This window comes from Cupriavidus sp. CPT47-8839-RL05A (assembly GCF_058792255.1).
The window spans coordinates 203,855-217,723 of sequence record NZ_JBYTEG010000009.1 but is presented as its reverse complement, the minus strand read 5'-3'; the positions used below and the strand labels follow the sequence as shown (position 1 = coordinate 217,723).

Sequence of the window (13,869 nt, the reverse complement as noted above, 5' to 3'; positions counted from 1 at the left end):
ACGCCCGAGGCGGCCCGCGGCAGCCTTCAGGCGGCGCTGCGCGCGCCATAGGTGGCACGGGGTGCCAGGTACGGCTCGTCGGCGGCGGTGCGCTGCCAGGTGTCGAACACCTGGGGCGAATCGCCGTGGCCCCAGGCCGCACGCAGCTGGTCCATCAGCGGCGCCAGCGCCTGGCGGTAGCGCTTGGACGCGCCATGCGCGTGCGTGGCCAGGGCGTCGGCGCGGTGCCGGACCTCGCCCTGCAGCCGCGTGCGCTCCAGCGCGATTTCCTTCTCGCGCTGTCCCAGCGAGTTGTACTTCTGGATCAGGAAGCGTTGGTAATCGCCGCCGTCCATGCCCTGCGCCGCCTGCGCGTTGACCTGCTCGAAACGCAGCACGATGCTGCCGGTTTCCTGCTCGATATGGGCAACCTCCGCGTCCAGGGCCTGCAGCGCCTCCTGCACGCGCTGGGCGTCGCGGCGCAGTGCCTGCACCTGCGCGGCCTCGTCCTCGAACACGCGCTGCGCATCCAGGTAGGCCTGCACCACCGGCTGCGGCGCCACCACCAGCAGCGGGTCGGCGCCGTCGGCGCGCTGGCCGGCCAGCAAGGCGTCATCAGCCAGGCGCAGGTTGCCGAGCTCGTCCAGCCAGCGCCCGCGCGTCATGACCACGCCGACGGTATCCAGCGCCAGCCGGCGCAGCGCTTCGGCGCGCTGCATTTCCACCGGCTCGGCCGCCGCGGCGGGCGTGGCCGACTGCACCGCATGGGCGATGTCGGGCACGCAGGCGGCCACCGTGGTGGCCACCGATTCAGACATGGCCTGCGCCGAGCGGCGCACGGCGCGGCGCAGCTCGAAGCGTGCCAGCAGCATCATCACCAGTCCGGCCACCAGCCAGGTCAGGATGGTTTGGTCATGGGCCAGCAGGAACTGGCGGATCAGGTCGATATCCAGGGTCACGAATTTCCTCCCGAGTGCCGGAAGCCTTCATTGCGAGGCCGCTCGGCAAATTACGTGTCAAAGAGAGCAGACCCCGCCGCGGCGCCCTTCGTTCCGACCGGTAACAAATCGAAACCAATGCGCCGCGCGCCTCACAGCGCAGGCGACCCGACGTTGCGCATAAAGCAAAAAAGCCGCGCAATCGCGCGGCTTCCTTGCGGGCTCCGGGCAACTCAGGCCGTCGGCTTGGGCTCCGTGGCGCGCAGGCGGATGTGCAGTTCGCGCAGTTGCTTCTCGTCGACCGAGCTCGGAGCCTGGGTCAGCAGGTCCTGGGCGCGCTGGGTCTTCGGGAAGGCGATCACGTCGCGGATCGAGTCGGCGCCGGCCATCATCGTGACGATGCGGTCCAGGCCGAAGGCCAGGCCGCCGTGCGGGGGCGCGCCGTACTGCAGCGCGTCCAGCAGGTAGCCGAACTTGGCGCGGGCTTCGTCGTCATTGATGTTGAGCGCGCGGAACACCTTGCTCTGGATGTCCGAACGGAAGATCCGCACCGAGCCGCCGCCCATTTCCCAGCCGTTCAGCACCATGTCGTAGGCCTTGGCCAGGCACTTGCCCGGGTCGGTCTCCAGGTATTCCAGGTGCTCGTCCTTGGGGCTGGTGAACGGGTGGTGCATGGCCACCCAGCGCGCGTCTTCCTCGTCGTACTCGAACATCGGGAAGTCGACCACCCACAGCGGCTTCCAGGTGTCTTCGAACAGGCCGTTGGCCTTGCCGAAGTCAGAGTGGCCGATCTTCAGGCGCAGCGCGCCGATCGAGTCGTTGACCACCTTGGCCTTGTCGGCGCCGAAGAAGATGATGTCGCCGTCCTGGGCGCCGGTGCGCTTGAGGATCTCGGCAATGGCGGCGTCGTGCAGGTTCTTGACGATCGGCGATTGCAGACCGTCGCGGCCCTTGGCCACTTCGTTGACCTTGATCCAGGCCAGGCCCTTGGCGCCGTAGATGCCGACGAACTGGGTGTAGGCGTCGATCTCGCCGCGCGAGATCGCACCGCCGCCCGGCACGCGCAGGCCGACCACGCGGCCGTTGTCGCTGTTGGCGGGGCTTGAGAACACCTTGAAGTCGACATCCTTCATCACCTCGGTCAGCTCGGTGAATTCCAGCTTGACGCGCAGGTCAGGCTTGTCCGAGCCGAAGCGGGCCATGGCCTCGCGGAACTCCATCACCGGGAACCTGGCGTCCAGGTCGACGTCGATGGCGTTCTTGAACACCGTGCGCATCATGTCCTCGAACAGGTCGCGGATCTCCTGCTCGGTCAGGAACGAGGTCTCGCAGTCGATCTGCGTGAACTCCGGCTGGCGGTCGGCGCGCAGGTCTTCGTCGCGGAAGCACTTGGTGATCTGGTAGTAGCGGTCAAAGCCGGAGACCATCAGCATCTGCTTGAAGATCTGCGGCGACTGCGGCAGCGCGAAGAAGTGGCCCGGGTTGACCCGCGACGGCACCAGGTAGTCGCGCGCGCCTTCGGGCGTGCTCTTGCCCAGCATCGGGGTCTCGATGTCGATAAAGCCCTGCGCATCGAGGAACTTGCGCACTTCCATCGCCACCTTGTAGCGCAGGCGCAGGTTGTACTGCATCTGCGGGCGGCGCAGGTCCAGCACGCGGTGCGTCAGGCGCGTGGTTTCCGACAGGTTGTCGTCGTCGAGCTGGAACGGGGGCGTGACCGACGGGTTCAGCACGGTCAGCTCATGGCACAGCACCTCGATCTTGCCCGAGGTCAGGTTGGCGTTCTCGGTGCCGGCCGGGCGCGGACGGACCTTACCGGTGACGCGGATGCAGAACTCATTGCGGATCTCTTCGGCAGCCTTGAACATCTCGGGGCGGTCCGGGTCGCACACCACCTGCACCAGGCCTTCGCGGTCGCGCAGGTCGATGAAGATCACGCCGCCATGGTCGCGGCGGCGCTGGACCCAGCCGGTCAGGGCCACTTCCTGGCCCGAGAATTGTTCGGTCACCAGACCGCAGTAGTGAGTACGCATGGAGGACATAAGGAGATTCCCGGTAAAACGCGGCCGCCCGAAGCACATCGGGCGGCCCGTGATCAGATTGGATGCTTAAGGATCGGTCGTCTCGACCGTTTCCTCGCTGCTGGCCCTGCCGGCCGGATTGGCCGGACTGGCCGGGGCTGCCGGCCGGGACATGCTGCCGTTCTTGCGCGGCAATTCCGCCGGTGCCACCACGCCCATCGAGACGATGTACTTGAGCGCGGCGTCGACGGTCATGTCGAGTTCGATGGTGTCGGCCTTGGGCATCATCAGGAAGAAGCCCGAGGTCGGATTCGGCGTGGTCGGCACGTAGACGCTGACGTATTCGCCCTGCAGGTGGTTCTGCACGTCGCCGCCGGGGCGCCCGGTCAGGAAGGCGATAGTCCACGAGCCCTCGCGCGGGTACTGCACCAGCAGCGCCTTGCGGAAGGCATTGCCCGAGGACGACAGCAGCGTGTCCGAGACCTGCTTGACGCTGGTGTAGATCGGGCCCACCACCGGGATATGGCCCAGCAGCGCTTCCCACCAGCGCACCAGGCGCTGGCCGATGAAGTTATGCGCCAGCAGGCCGACCAGCAGGATCACCAGCAGCGTGAGGATGGCGCCCAGGCCGGTCACGCGCTTGCCGAACATCAGCCGGTCCGGGCGCCAGGCCTCGGGCAGCAGCGCCAGGCTCTGGTCCATCGTGCCGATGATCAGGCTGAGCACCCACAGCGTGATGCCCAGCGGCACCAGCACCAGCAGCCCGGTCAGGAACCAGGTTTTCAGGGCGGAAGTCTTCTTGGCAACCACGGGGCGGGTCCGGCTCAATGGCAGGCGCAGGCGCTGCCGCAGCCGCCAGCTGCCGCGGGCGTGGCCGAAGCGGACGTGGCAGGACTGGCCGGCGATTCAGCCGCCGCCGGGGTGCTGGCCGCCGCTGCAGTGGCGCCACCCGCGGCGCCGGTCGCTGCCGGCGCGCCGGCGCTGCCGCCGCGGAAGTCGGTCACGTACCAGCCCGAGCCCTTGAGCTGGAAACCAGCAGCGGTCAGCTGTTTCTTGAACGCGCCGGCGGTGCCGCACGACGGGCAGTCCGTCAGCGGGGCATCGCTCATTTTCTGCAGCACATCGCGCCCGTGGCCGCAGGCGTCGCAACGGTAGGCATAGATCGGCATGGTGTTATTTCGCGAGAAAACTTCGGAATTGGTACAAAGGCGGACATCGGCGCGGGCCATGGCGGCCGCGGGAAATTCCCGTGCGACGATGCAAAGCCTTGAATTATAAACCGTTCCGGGGCCGCCTGATCGCCGGAAATGAGGGGGTGGCAGACCCCGGGCCGTCAGGCGATATGCACTTCCTTGACCGGCGCGTGATCTGCAATCCACTGCGGCAGCAGTGAACCGATCACCATGCCGCTGATCGAGAACAGCAGGCCCACCATTTGCGGCGGCACCACGGCATCGGCAAAGGCCACCTCGCAGGTCAGCCACGAAGACAGGCCCAGCAGGATCGCCGCCAGCCCGCCCTGGCGGGTGGCGTGCTTCCAGAACATGCCGAAGGCCAATGGCACGAACGACGAAACCAGGGTGACCTTATAGGCATTTTCGACCATATGGAAGATCGACAGGTGCGAGTTGAGCGCGAACAGCGTCACCAGCGCGGTGAATACCAGCACCACGGTCTGCATCACGCGCAGGAACTGCCGGTCGTCGAGGTGGCGGAAGTACGGGCGCAGGATGTTCTCGGCAAAGGTCACCGACGGCGCCAGCAGCGTGGCCGACGCGCAACTCTTGATCGCCGACAGCAGCGCGCCGAAGAACATCACCTGGGCGAACATCGGTGCGTGCTGCAGGATCAGCTTCGGCAGGATCAGCTGCGAATCGGTGTCGATGTACTTGGCCACCATGCCGGGGTCGATCATTGTGGCCGAATACGCCAGGAACATCGGGATGAAGGCGAAGCAGAAGTACAGCACGCCGCCCAGCACCGAGGCGCGCCCGGCGATCTGCTCGGTGCGCGACGAGGTCACGCGCTGGAACACGTCCTGCTGCGGGATCGAGCCCAGCATCATGGTGAACAGCGCCGCCGCAAAGCCGATGATCTGTATGAAATCCAGCGATGGCAGGAACTCGAACTTGCCGGCCGCGGCCGCGTGCGACACCACCGCCGTGACGCCGCCGGCCTGGCCGCTGACCTCGTAGCCGATATAGAGCATGCCGATCACGATGATGATCATCTGGATGAAGTCGGTGATGGCCACCGACCACATGCCGCCGAACAGCGTATAGACCAGCACGCTGGCCGCGCCGATCATCATGCCGGCCTCCTGCGACAGCGCGCCGTCCGAGACGGTAAAGAACACCAGCCCGAGCGCCTTGATCTGCGCCGCCACCCAGCCCAGGTAGGACACCACGATGCACAGCGTGGTCAGCACCTCGGCCAGCCGGCCATAGCGGTTGTGGTAGTAGTCGCCGATGGTCAGCAGGTTCATCCGGTACAGCGGCCGGGCGAAGAACAGGCCCACCAGGATCAGGCACAGCGACGAGCCGAAGGGGTCGGAGACCACGCCCGACAGGCCTTCCTTGAGAAATACGGCGGGGATGCCCAGCACCGTCTCTGAGCCGAACCAGGTGGCAAAGACGGTGGCGGTGACGATATGGAACGGCAGGCTGCGCCCGGCGACGGCGAAATCGGTGGTGTTGCGTACGCGCAGCGCCGCCCACAGGCCGATGCCGACCGAGATTACCCAGTAGATGATGACGAACCAGATCAGCATGCCGCTGCCCTATGCAGAAGTGCCCTTGTGGCGAAAAACCGAATGCCGGGCGGCGCATGAGTGCACGTTGCTTGCGCGCATCTGCCCGGAGTCCAATTCATCGGTCGGGGCCGCATATCGAGCTGCCTGGAGTTCTCGCGCTGGGCGGAAAACGCGGCCGGGGCTGCGGTCGTAGCCGAATCAAAACGCGGATTATAGCGACGCAGACCAGCGTGGGCGAAAAAAATTCCCCGCTGGCGCAAATGCGCCACGCGGAGCATCGCCTGCGCCACAAGGGCTGGCCGGCGGCTGCCTCAGCCGGACCGGCGGCGCCAGACCTGCCAGCGCTCCTGCCCCTGGAACACCGGCAGCGGCGCGGCCGAGGGCCGGTCCTCCAGTCGCTCGAAGGCCGGTGCCAGCAGCGCGTCCAGCGCCTCGGCCGGCATCGCGAACGGCGGCCCGCCGCGGTTTTCGCCGAGGTAGAAGTAGCCGGCCAGCAGGCCGCCCGGCGGCAGCAGTTGCGCGACCCGGGCGGCATAGTCGGCCCGCATCGCCGGCGGCAACGCGCACAAGAAGGCCCGTTCGTAGATCAGCTCGCACGCCGGCTGCGGCGTGAAGGCAAAGAAATCGCCCTGCTGCACCACTACCCCCGCCGGCCCCAGCGTCCGCCGCGCCGACGCCACCGCCTGCGGCGAGAAGTCGATTGCCGTCACCGGCCAGCCACGCTCGAACAGCCACGCGGCCTCCCAGCCGTTGCCACAGCCTGGCACCAGGGTCGGACATGGCGCGCGGCCTTCAATGAACTGCCGGAATTCCTCGGGCACGCCGCCCTGGTCCCAGGGCGTGAAGCCCTGTTCGAAACGCTCGTCCCAGAACGCCGGGTCGGCGGCGTTGCGGGTGGCGAAGGTCGGCGCGGGCTTGGCAGGGTCGCTCATGGTCATCTCTAATATGGATCAGCCAGGGGTGCGCTACCAGTAGCCCGCCCAGCCCAGCACATGCGTCAGCACGATGCCGGCGACAAAGCCGCCCAGCAACAGCAGCCCGGTGCCGAGCAGCCGGTTGGTGCGGCGCTGCTCCACCACCAGCATCGCCAGCAGCTTGTCCTGCTCGCCGTTGCTGGTCAGCGCGCGCCGCTCCAGGAACTGGTGCGCCAGGCGCGGGAAGTCGGGCAGCATCTTGGCCCACAGCGGCGCCTCCACCTTGACCCGCTCCCAGGCGCCCTTCCAGCCCACCTGCTCGTGCATCCAGCGTTCCAGAAAAGGCTTGGCGGTCTTCCACAAGTCCAGGTCGGGGTCGAGCTGGCGGCCCAGGCCTTCGATATTGAGCAGCGTCTTCTGCAGCAGCACCAGCTGCGGCTGGATCTCGACATTGAAGCGGCGCGAGGTCTGGAACAGGCGCATCAGCACCATGCCCAGCGAGATTTCCTTGAGCGGCTTGTCGAAGTACGGCTCGCAGCAGGCGCGCACCGCGCTTTCCAGCTCTTCGATGCGGGTGTCGGGCGGCACCCAGCCGGACTCCACGTGCAGCAGCGCCACGCGGTGGTAGTCGCGCCGGAAGAAGGCGATGAAGTTCTGCACCAGGTAGTTCTTGTCGAACTCGGACAGCGCGCCGACGATGCCGAAGTCCAGCGCGATATAGCGGCCGAAGGTCTCGGGCTGCACCGACACCAGGATATTGCCCGGATGCATGTCGGCATGGAAGAAACCATCGCGGAACACCTGGGTGAAGAAGATCTCGACGCCCTCTTCCGCCAGCAGGTGCATGTCCACGCCGGCGGCCTTGAGCGACTCGGTGCGCGAGATCGGGATGCCGTGCATGCGCTCCATCACGAACACGGTGCTGCTGCACCAGTCCCAGAACACCTCGGGCACCAGCAGCAGGCTGGAGTCGGAAAAATTGCGGCGCAGCTGGCTGGCGTTGGCCGCCTCGATCATCAGGTCGAGCTCGTCGTGCAGGTATTTGTCGAACTCGGCCACCACCTCGCGCGGCTTCAGGCGCTTGCCGTCGGCCCAGAAGCGTTCCATCCAGGTCGCCATGTCGCGCATCAGCGCCAGGTCGCTGTCGATCACCGGCAGCATGCCCGGGCGCAGCACCTTCACCGCGACCTCGCGGCCGTGGCAGGGGCCACCCTTGAGCGTGGCGAAGTGCACCTGCGCAATCGAGGCGCTGGCCACCGGCTGGTGCTCGAAGGTCTCGAACAGCTGGTCCAGCGGCCGCCCCAGCGCGCGCTCGATGATCTTCACCGCCACCACCGAATCGAACGGCGGCACCTGGTCCTGCAGCTTGGCCAGTTCGTCGGCAATGTCCGCCGGCATCAGGTCGCGCCGGGTCGACAGCACCTGGCCGAACTTGACGAAGATCGGGCCCAGCCGCGTCAGCGCCAGCCGCAGGCGCTCGCCGCGCGGCATCTCGAGCTTGCGCCCGATGGTGATGACGCGCACCAGGAAGCGGATCCTGCGGCTGCTGAAGCCCGAGAGCACCAGCTCGTCCAGGCCGTAATAGAGGATGACGAAGAGAATCTTGCCAAGGCGCAGGAGGCGGGTCATTCGGGAGTCTTCACAGGGCCGGGCAGGCAGTCATGTTGTTGGTGGATGGGATCGGGGCGCGGCCGGCTCAGCGGTGCGGCGACGGCAGCTTGCCGGACTGGCCCGACTGGCCCGACTGTCCGGAAGCCGGCCGCGGGCCGGCGCGCTCCAGCCGCTCCAATCGTTTTTCGAGCCGGGCCAGGCTGTCGCGCAGCCGGCCCACGTCGGTGCCGAAGGCATCGAGCGCGGCGTGGCGCACCAGAGTCGGATGCTCGTCCAGCAGGTAGTCGGTGACGTTGTCGACCAGGGCGCGGCCAACGCGCGTGGCCTGCTCATGCACCTGGCGCGCGCCGTCGACCATGCGCTGCGCCACGCTGTCGCTGACGGGCCCGCCCAGGATGCCGCGCAGCGCGCGCGACAGGTCTTCGGCGGCGTCCCAGCGCAGGTTGCGCGCCAGCGTCGAGACGGTGTTGGCCAGCTCGGCGTCGCCCTCGATACGGACATGGCGCATGGCGGCGGCCTGGCCGCCTTCGGCCACGTCGGCGGCCACCAGCGGCCACTGCTGCACCGGCACGCGCAGCGTCACCGCGGGCGCCTCGGCCTCGGGCGCCGGTTCGGTGCAGCCGTGCTCCGTCACCTTCAGCGACAGCACGAAGGCGGCCGCATCGAAGCGGATCACGCGCCCGGCAAACGGCGTGAGCTGGTTGCGGGCCCACGGCTCCTGCTCAAGCAGGTGGTTCAGCGCCGAGATGGCGGGCATGGCCAGGGCGGAAGGCAGAGTATTCATGACAGCGCGGTTGGCGGGCAGGCAGCGACGCCGCAGGTCGGGCGTCCCAAACAAAAAAGGCCCACGCTTTCGCGTGGGCCTCCATTCTAAGCTACTCCCCCCGGCGCATCACCGCCGCGGGGTGCGGCATCAGGACTCTTGCTGGATGCCGGCCAGCAGCCAGCCGCCGGTGCCGCTGGCAGGCTTGGCCAGGTTCCAGACCTCGCCGAACGGCTGGGCCGCCTCGCCGGACTTCTCGCGGATCATGCCCGAGAAGCGCACGCTGGCGATATGCTGGGCCGCGGCCGACTCGATGCCGAGCAGCTGGGCTTCGAGCGTGACCACGTCGGTCTTGTTGACCTCGGCGCCGCGGTCGGCCAGGTCCATCTTGATCTCGGCGAACATCTCCGGCGTGGTGAACTCGCGGATGTCGTCCAGGTTGCCGGCATCCCACGCGGCCTGCAGGCGCACGAAGTGGACCTTGGCGTTGCGCAGGAAGGCTTCGGTATCGAAGTCGGCCGGCACGCCCCACGGCTGCTGGGCCACCGCATCGGCCGCGACCGGGGCTGCCGATGCTGCCGGCAGTACCGTATTGGCGGCCGGGCCTGCCGGGCTACCCGACGACACAGGCGTCGGCTCGCCGCGGAACATGGGCTCGGCGTTGCGGCCCAGGTTCGGCGCGTTGCCGGCGCCGGCGTAGGCCGGCTGCTGGGTGCGCTTGCTGCCGCCACGGAACTTGCGGATCAGCCAGATCGCGGCGAACGCCACCAGCGCGATCAGGATCAGGTTGGACAGGAAGCTCAGCGCCGCGCCGCCCAGGCCGAAGTGCGACAGCAGCCAGCCGATACCCAGGCCGGCGGCGATGCCGCCCAGGATGCCGCCCCAGTTGCGCTTGGGCGCCGCGGCCGCGGCCGCGCCGGCTGCACCGGCCGTTGCCGGAGCCGCCTGTTGTGCGGGCTGCTGCGCCTGCTGGGTGGGCGAAGTGGGCTGCGGCGCCTGCTGGCGCTGCGTGACCGACTCGGATTGCTTGCCGATGCTGCGCGAACCGCCCATGCGCTTGGCATTGGCGTCGAACATCACTCCCAAGGCAATCGCGGTAATCAGCGACCCAACCAGGAATTTTCCACGAAATGACGACATATTCTGCTATCCCCTGTCAGTTTCACCCTATATGCGGGCGAGGCATGGCGATTTCAAGTCTTCTTAATACTTGCGCCCGACGTGGAGCGCCACCACTCCGGCCGTCAGATTGAAGTATTCGACATTTTCCAGGCCGGCATGTTCCATCAAGCGTACAAGTGAAGCCTGGTCTGGATGCATTCTGATCGATTCCGCGAGATAGCGATAGCTGGGGGCATCCCCTGCCACCCGCTCACCCAGCCACGGCAGCACCTTGAAAGAATAGACGTCGTAGGCCTTCTCCAGGGGTTTCCACACCTTGGAGAACTCCAGCACCATGACCTTGCCGCCCGGCTTGACCACGCGGCGCATCTCGGCCAGCGCGGCATCCTTGTGCGTCATGTTGCGCAGGCCGAAGGCCACGGTCACCAGGTCGAAATGGTTGTCCGGGAACGGGATGCGCTCGGCGTCGCACAGGCACACCGGGGTGACGATACCCTTGTTCAGCAGCCGGTCGCGGCCCACGCGCAGCATCGACTCGTTGATGTCGGTCAGCCAGACCTCTCCGGTCGGACCGGCCTGCTTCGCGAACGCCTTGGCCAGGTCGCCGGTGCCGCCGGCGATGTCCAGCACCTTGTGGCCGGGGCGCACGCCGGCCTGGGCGATGGTGAACATCTTCCAGAGCCGGTGCATGCCGCCCGACATCAGGTCGTTCATCACGTCGTACTTGCTCGCCACCGAATGGAACACGCCGGCAACCTTGTCGGCCTTTTCCGCTTCGTCGACCTTTTCAAACCCGAAGTGGGTTTCACTCATCTTTCAGACTCCAGGGTAATCGGTTCGGCGCGGCTCAGTGATGGCCGCAGCCGTGGCCGCCGGCAGCGCCGGCGGCGGGCATCGGGCTGTCGCGGTCGGCGCCGGCGGCTTCCAGGCGCTGCAGGTAGTCCTGCCAGAGCGCATCCTGGTTGTCGCCGAGGCGGTATAGCAGGTCCCAGGAATAGATGCCGGTATCGTGGCCGTCGGTAAAGCGGATCAGGATCGCGTAGTTGCCGACCGGCTCGACCGCGTTGACGCCCACCTCGCGCTTGCCGGTCTGCAGCACTTCCTGCCCCGGGCCGTGGCCCTGGACTTCAGCGGACGGCGAATACACGCGCAGCAGCTCGAACGGCAGCCGGAAGCTGCGGCCGTTGTCGAAGCCGATCTCCAGCACGCGGGATTGCGTATGGACGGTCAGCGCGGTGGGATGAGGGGTGTCTTTTTCCAGGCCTGCCATGATGATCGCGGCCCGGTTAGGGTCGCTCCTGAGGGGGTGATTGCCGCGCGATGCTGCCGGTACGGCACGGCATCACGCATCGCATACGACCCGATAGCTTACCCCAGGCTCGCCGGCTTGCGCAGCCCGGGCCGCTTCCCCGTCCTGCGGCACGTAACGCAGGCGCCGTTGATGATAGGCCGCCACGGTGCTGCGGTGGGCAATGCTGATGATGGCCGCCTGCGGCAGCGACTCCACCATCAGCCGGTACATGGCGCCTTCGGTTTCCTCGTCCAGCGCGCTGGTGGCTTCGTCCAGGAACAGGTAGTCCGGCTTCTGCAGCAGCGCGCGCGCAAAGGCCAGACGCTGCTGCTCGCCCGGCGAAAGCCGCAGCGCCCAGTTGTCGAACACGTCGAGCTGGTCCGCCAGCGCCGCCAGCCGCGCCTGGCGCAGCGCCGCCTGCAGCGCTTCCGCGCTATGCACGGTGCCGGCGTCCGGGTAAGCCAGCGCATCGGCCAGCGTGCCGATCGGCAGGTAGCTGCGCTGCGGCAGGAACAGCATGCGCGCGCCGTCGGGCATGGTCACGGTGCCGCTGCCGTACGGCCAGATCCCCGCCAGCGCGCGGAACAGCACGCTCTTGCCGCAGCCGGACGGGCCGCTGACCAGCCAGCGCTCGCCCGGCGCGACCGACAGCGAGAACGGCGCCACCAGCGGCCGCTGGCCCACGGCCGCGCTGCGCGCGGCGCGTACCGGCAGTGCCAGCGCCAGGCCGTCGATGGTGATGCCATTCTGCGGCTTGCCGGTATGTTCCACCTCGATATCGCGCACGCCGCCCGGCGCCAGGTCCTGGCGCTCGGCCACGCGGATCGCTTCCTGGAAATCGATCAGGCGGTTGGCGGCCGCCTTCCAGCCCACCAGCGTGGCGTAGCTGTCGACAAACCACGACAGCGCGCCCTGTACCTGGCCGAAGGCGGAGCTGGTCTGCATCAGGCCGCCGAGCGTCATCTTGCCGGCGAAGTAGCGCGGCGCCGCCACCAGGATCGGGAAGATGATGGCGAACTGCGCATAGCCGGAGCTGACAAAGGTCAGCCGCCGCGTATAGCGCATCAGCTGGTTCCAGTTGGCGCGGATGCGGTCGAAGCGCGCGCGCAGGCCGGCCTGCTCGGTGGGCTCGCCGCGGTACAGCGCCACCGGCTCGCTGTTCTCGCGCAGGCGCACCAGCGTGAAACGGAAATCCGCCTCGTACTGCTCTTGCTGGAAGTTCAGCCCGATCAGCGGGCGGCCAACCACGTGCGCCACCAGCGAGCCGATCACCGCATAGCCCGCCGCGAACCACACCATATAGCCGGGGATGGTCCACTCGGTGCCGCCCAGCGCAAAGCTGATCGGCCCCGATACCGTCCACAGGATGCCGACGAAGGACAGCAGCGTCACCACCGAGTTGAGCAGCCCGAGCGACAACGACAGCGCGCCGTCGGTGAACTGGCGCAAATCGTCGGCGATACGCTGGTCAGGGTTATCGGTGGTGTGGGTCTGCTCGATGCGGTAATAGGCCTGGTGCCCGAGCCAGTGGCCCATGAAGCGGCCGGTCATCCAGGTACGCCAGCGCATCTGCAGCATCATGGTGTAGTACTGGCGCGAGATCGCCGCCACGATGAAGAACGCCGCGATCCACGAGAAGCGCAGCAGCAGCACCTTGAACGAGGCGTAGTCGCGCTGCTCCAGGGCGTTGTAGAACACGCGGTTCCACTCGTTGAGCAGCACGTTGATATAGACGATGCCAAGGTTGAGCACCACCACCAGCGCCAGCAGGCCAAGCCCGGCGACGCGGTCTTCGGATTTCCAGTAAGGCTTGATCAGCGCCCAGGTGGCGGCCATGCGCAGCCGGCTCTGGATCTTTAGGGCCCGGGCAGGGACGGCAGGGCCCGGTACGGTGACTGAGGTCGGAGTGGAGGACATAGCGGCAGTGCTTGGCCCGTCAGCGGATGCCGGCCGGGCTTGTTGTTCTGGATACCGTGGCGGCAGGCCACGGCGGCAACAGCATTCAGACGGTCACGGCCAGGCGTGGGTTCCGCGCGCCCCTCAGGCGTCGCCGGCTTCGAGCAGCGAAAGCGCCGTACGCAGCGCCGGCAGCCGGCTGGCCAGCTCCTGCACGCGCACGGCATCCGCCGCGCGCTGCGGCGCGGCCCAGATTGCCTCGGGGAAATGGGTGTCCCAGCGGTAGCGCGGGATAATGTGCCAGTGCAGGTGCGGCACCATATTGCCAAAGGCCGCCAGGTTGACCTTGTCCGGCGCCATGACCTCGCGCACCACCCGTTCGACACGTGCGACCAGCCGCATCAGCCAGGCCTGGTCGGCATCGTCCAGGTCGCTCAGCTCGGCCACGTGATCGTTCCAGACGATGCGGCAGAAGCCCGGGAAACGGTCATGCTCGACCAGGATCAGCCGGGCGCGGTCGCCCATCCAGACCAGTTCGCCGCCGTCGGTCTCGCACAAGGGGCAGTTGGATACGCGCGCCAT

The 13,869-nt window shown here is 67.5% G+C and carries 13 protein-coding genes; all 13 read right to left on the bottom strand.

Annotated features, from left to right (window positions below; all coding sequences use genetic code 11):
• Positions 1 to 26: 26 nt before the first annotated feature.
• A complete protein-coding gene (locus AC3WVS_RS13540; protein ID WP_492319035.1) occupies positions 27 to 938 on the bottom strand; it encodes a hypothetical protein in 912 nt (303 codons plus the stop codon).
• 212 nt (positions 939 to 1,150) lie between these two features.
• Positions 1,151 to 2,959, bottom strand: a complete 1,809-nt coding sequence (gene aspS, locus AC3WVS_RS13535; RefSeq protein ID WP_011614526.1) for an aspartate--tRNA ligase — start codon at positions 2,957 to 2,959, stop codon at positions 1,151 to 1,153.
• A gap of 66 nt (positions 2,960 to 3,025) precedes the next feature.
• Positions 3,026 to 3,748 carry a DUF502 domain-containing protein gene (locus AC3WVS_RS13530; protein WP_035822762.1) on the bottom strand — a complete coding sequence of 241 codons (723 nt, stop codon included), beginning with the start codon at positions 3,746 to 3,748 and terminating at the stop codon, positions 3,026 to 3,028.
• 14 nt (positions 3,749 to 3,762) lie between these two features.
• A complete protein-coding gene (locus tag AC3WVS_RS13525; protein WP_492319034.1) occupies positions 3,763 to 4,107 on the bottom strand; it encodes an FmdB family zinc ribbon protein in 345 nt (114 codons plus the stop codon).
• A gap of 164 nt (positions 4,108 to 4,271) precedes the next feature.
• On the bottom strand, positions 4,272 to 5,708 hold the full coding sequence (locus AC3WVS_RS13520; protein WP_492319033.1) for a high affinity choline transporter 1: 1,437 nt from the start codon (positions 5,706 to 5,708) through the stop codon (positions 4,272 to 4,274).
• A 293-nt stretch (positions 5,709 to 6,001) separates the two neighbouring features.
• Positions 6,002 to 6,622 carry a methyltransferase domain-containing protein gene (locus tag AC3WVS_RS13515; protein WP_492319032.1) on the bottom strand — a complete coding sequence of 207 codons (621 nt, stop codon included), beginning with the start codon at positions 6,620 to 6,622 and terminating at the stop codon, positions 6,002 to 6,004.
• A gap of 33 nt (positions 6,623 to 6,655) precedes the next feature.
• Positions 6,656 to 8,233 carry a ubiquinone biosynthesis regulatory protein kinase UbiB gene (ubiB, locus tag AC3WVS_RS13510; protein WP_492319031.1) on the bottom strand — a complete coding sequence of 526 codons (1,578 nt, stop codon included), beginning with the start codon at positions 8,231 to 8,233 and terminating at the stop codon, positions 6,656 to 6,658.
• Positions 8,234 to 8,300: 67 nt separating this feature from the next.
• Positions 8,301 to 8,999 (bottom strand): ubiquinone biosynthesis accessory factor UbiJ, encoded by a 699-nt coding sequence (locus AC3WVS_RS13505; RefSeq protein ID WP_492319030.1) that lies wholly within the window; start codon positions 8,997 to 8,999, stop codon positions 8,301 to 8,303.
• Positions 9,000 to 9,128: 129 nt separating this feature from the next.
• Positions 9,129 to 10,118 (bottom strand): Tim44 domain-containing protein, encoded by a 990-nt coding sequence (locus AC3WVS_RS13500; protein WP_492319029.1) that lies wholly within the window; start codon positions 10,116 to 10,118, stop codon positions 9,129 to 9,131.
• A gap of 63 nt (positions 10,119 to 10,181) precedes the next feature.
• Complete coding sequence (gene ubiE / locus AC3WVS_RS13495; RefSeq protein ID WP_010814445.1) at positions 10,182 to 10,913, bottom strand: bifunctional demethylmenaquinone methyltransferase/2-methoxy-6-polyprenyl-1,4-benzoquinol methylase UbiE; 732 nt, start codon at positions 10,911 to 10,913, stop codon at positions 10,182 to 10,184.
• A gap of 34 nt (positions 10,914 to 10,947) precedes the next feature.
• A complete protein-coding gene (locus AC3WVS_RS13490) occupies positions 10,948 to 11,370 on the bottom strand; it encodes a gamma-butyrobetaine hydroxylase family protein (protein ID WP_492319028.1) in 423 nt (140 codons plus the stop codon).
• A 72-nt stretch (positions 11,371 to 11,442) separates the two neighbouring features.
• The gene (locus AC3WVS_RS13485; protein ID WP_492319027.1) at positions 11,443 to 13,308 is read right to left on the bottom strand and encodes an ABC transporter ATP-binding protein/permease; all 1,866 of its coding nucleotides are present in this window, start codon (positions 13,306 to 13,308) and stop codon (positions 11,443 to 11,445) included.
• A 123-nt stretch (positions 13,309 to 13,431) separates the two neighbouring features.
• Positions 13,432 to 13,869, bottom strand: a complete 438-nt coding sequence (locus AC3WVS_RS13480; protein WP_492319026.1) for an HIT family protein — start codon at positions 13,867 to 13,869, stop codon at positions 13,432 to 13,434.

Bases quoted from the DNA above. Each gene is read 5' to 3' on its own strand.
- AC3WVS_RS13515 (WP_492319032.1), bottom strand. From the start codon at position 6,622: ATGAGCGACCCTGCCAAGCCCGCGCCGACCTTCGCCACCCGCAACGCC.
- AC3WVS_RS13520 (WP_492319033.1), bottom strand. From the start codon at position 5,708: ATGCTGATCTGGTTCGTCATCATCTACTGGGTAATCTCGGTCGGCATC.
- AC3WVS_RS13485 (WP_492319027.1), bottom strand. From the start codon at position 13,308: ATGTCCTCCACTCCGACCTCAGTCACCGTACCGGGCCCTGCCGTCCCT.
- AC3WVS_RS13500 (WP_492319029.1), bottom strand. From the start codon at position 10,118: ATGTCGTCATTTCGTGGAAAATTCCTGGTTGGGTCGCTGATTACCGCG.
- AC3WVS_RS13490 (WP_492319028.1), bottom strand. From the start codon at position 11,370: ATGGCAGGCCTGGAAAAAGACACCCCTCATCCCACCGCGCTGACCGTC.
- AC3WVS_RS13525 (WP_492319034.1), bottom strand. From the start codon at position 4,107: ATGCCGATCTATGCCTACCGTTGCGACGCCTGCGGCCACGGGCGCGAT.
- AC3WVS_RS13480 (WP_492319026.1), bottom strand. From the start codon at position 13,869: ATGGCGCGCGTATCCAACTGCCCCTTGTGCGAGACCGACGGCGGCGAA.
- aspS (WP_011614526.1), bottom strand. From the start codon at position 2,959: ATGTCCTCCATGCGTACTCACTACTGCGGTCTGGTGACCGAACAATTC.
- ubiB (WP_492319031.1), bottom strand. From the start codon at position 8,233: ATGACCCGCCTCCTGCGCCTTGGCAAGATTCTCTTCGTCATCCTCTAT.
- ubiE (WP_010814445.1), bottom strand. From the start codon at position 10,913: ATGAGTGAAACCCACTTCGGGTTTGAAAAGGTCGACGAAGCGGAAAAG.
- AC3WVS_RS13505 (WP_492319030.1), bottom strand. From the start codon at position 8,999: ATGAATACTCTGCCTTCCGCCCTGGCCATGCCCGCCATCTCGGCGCTG.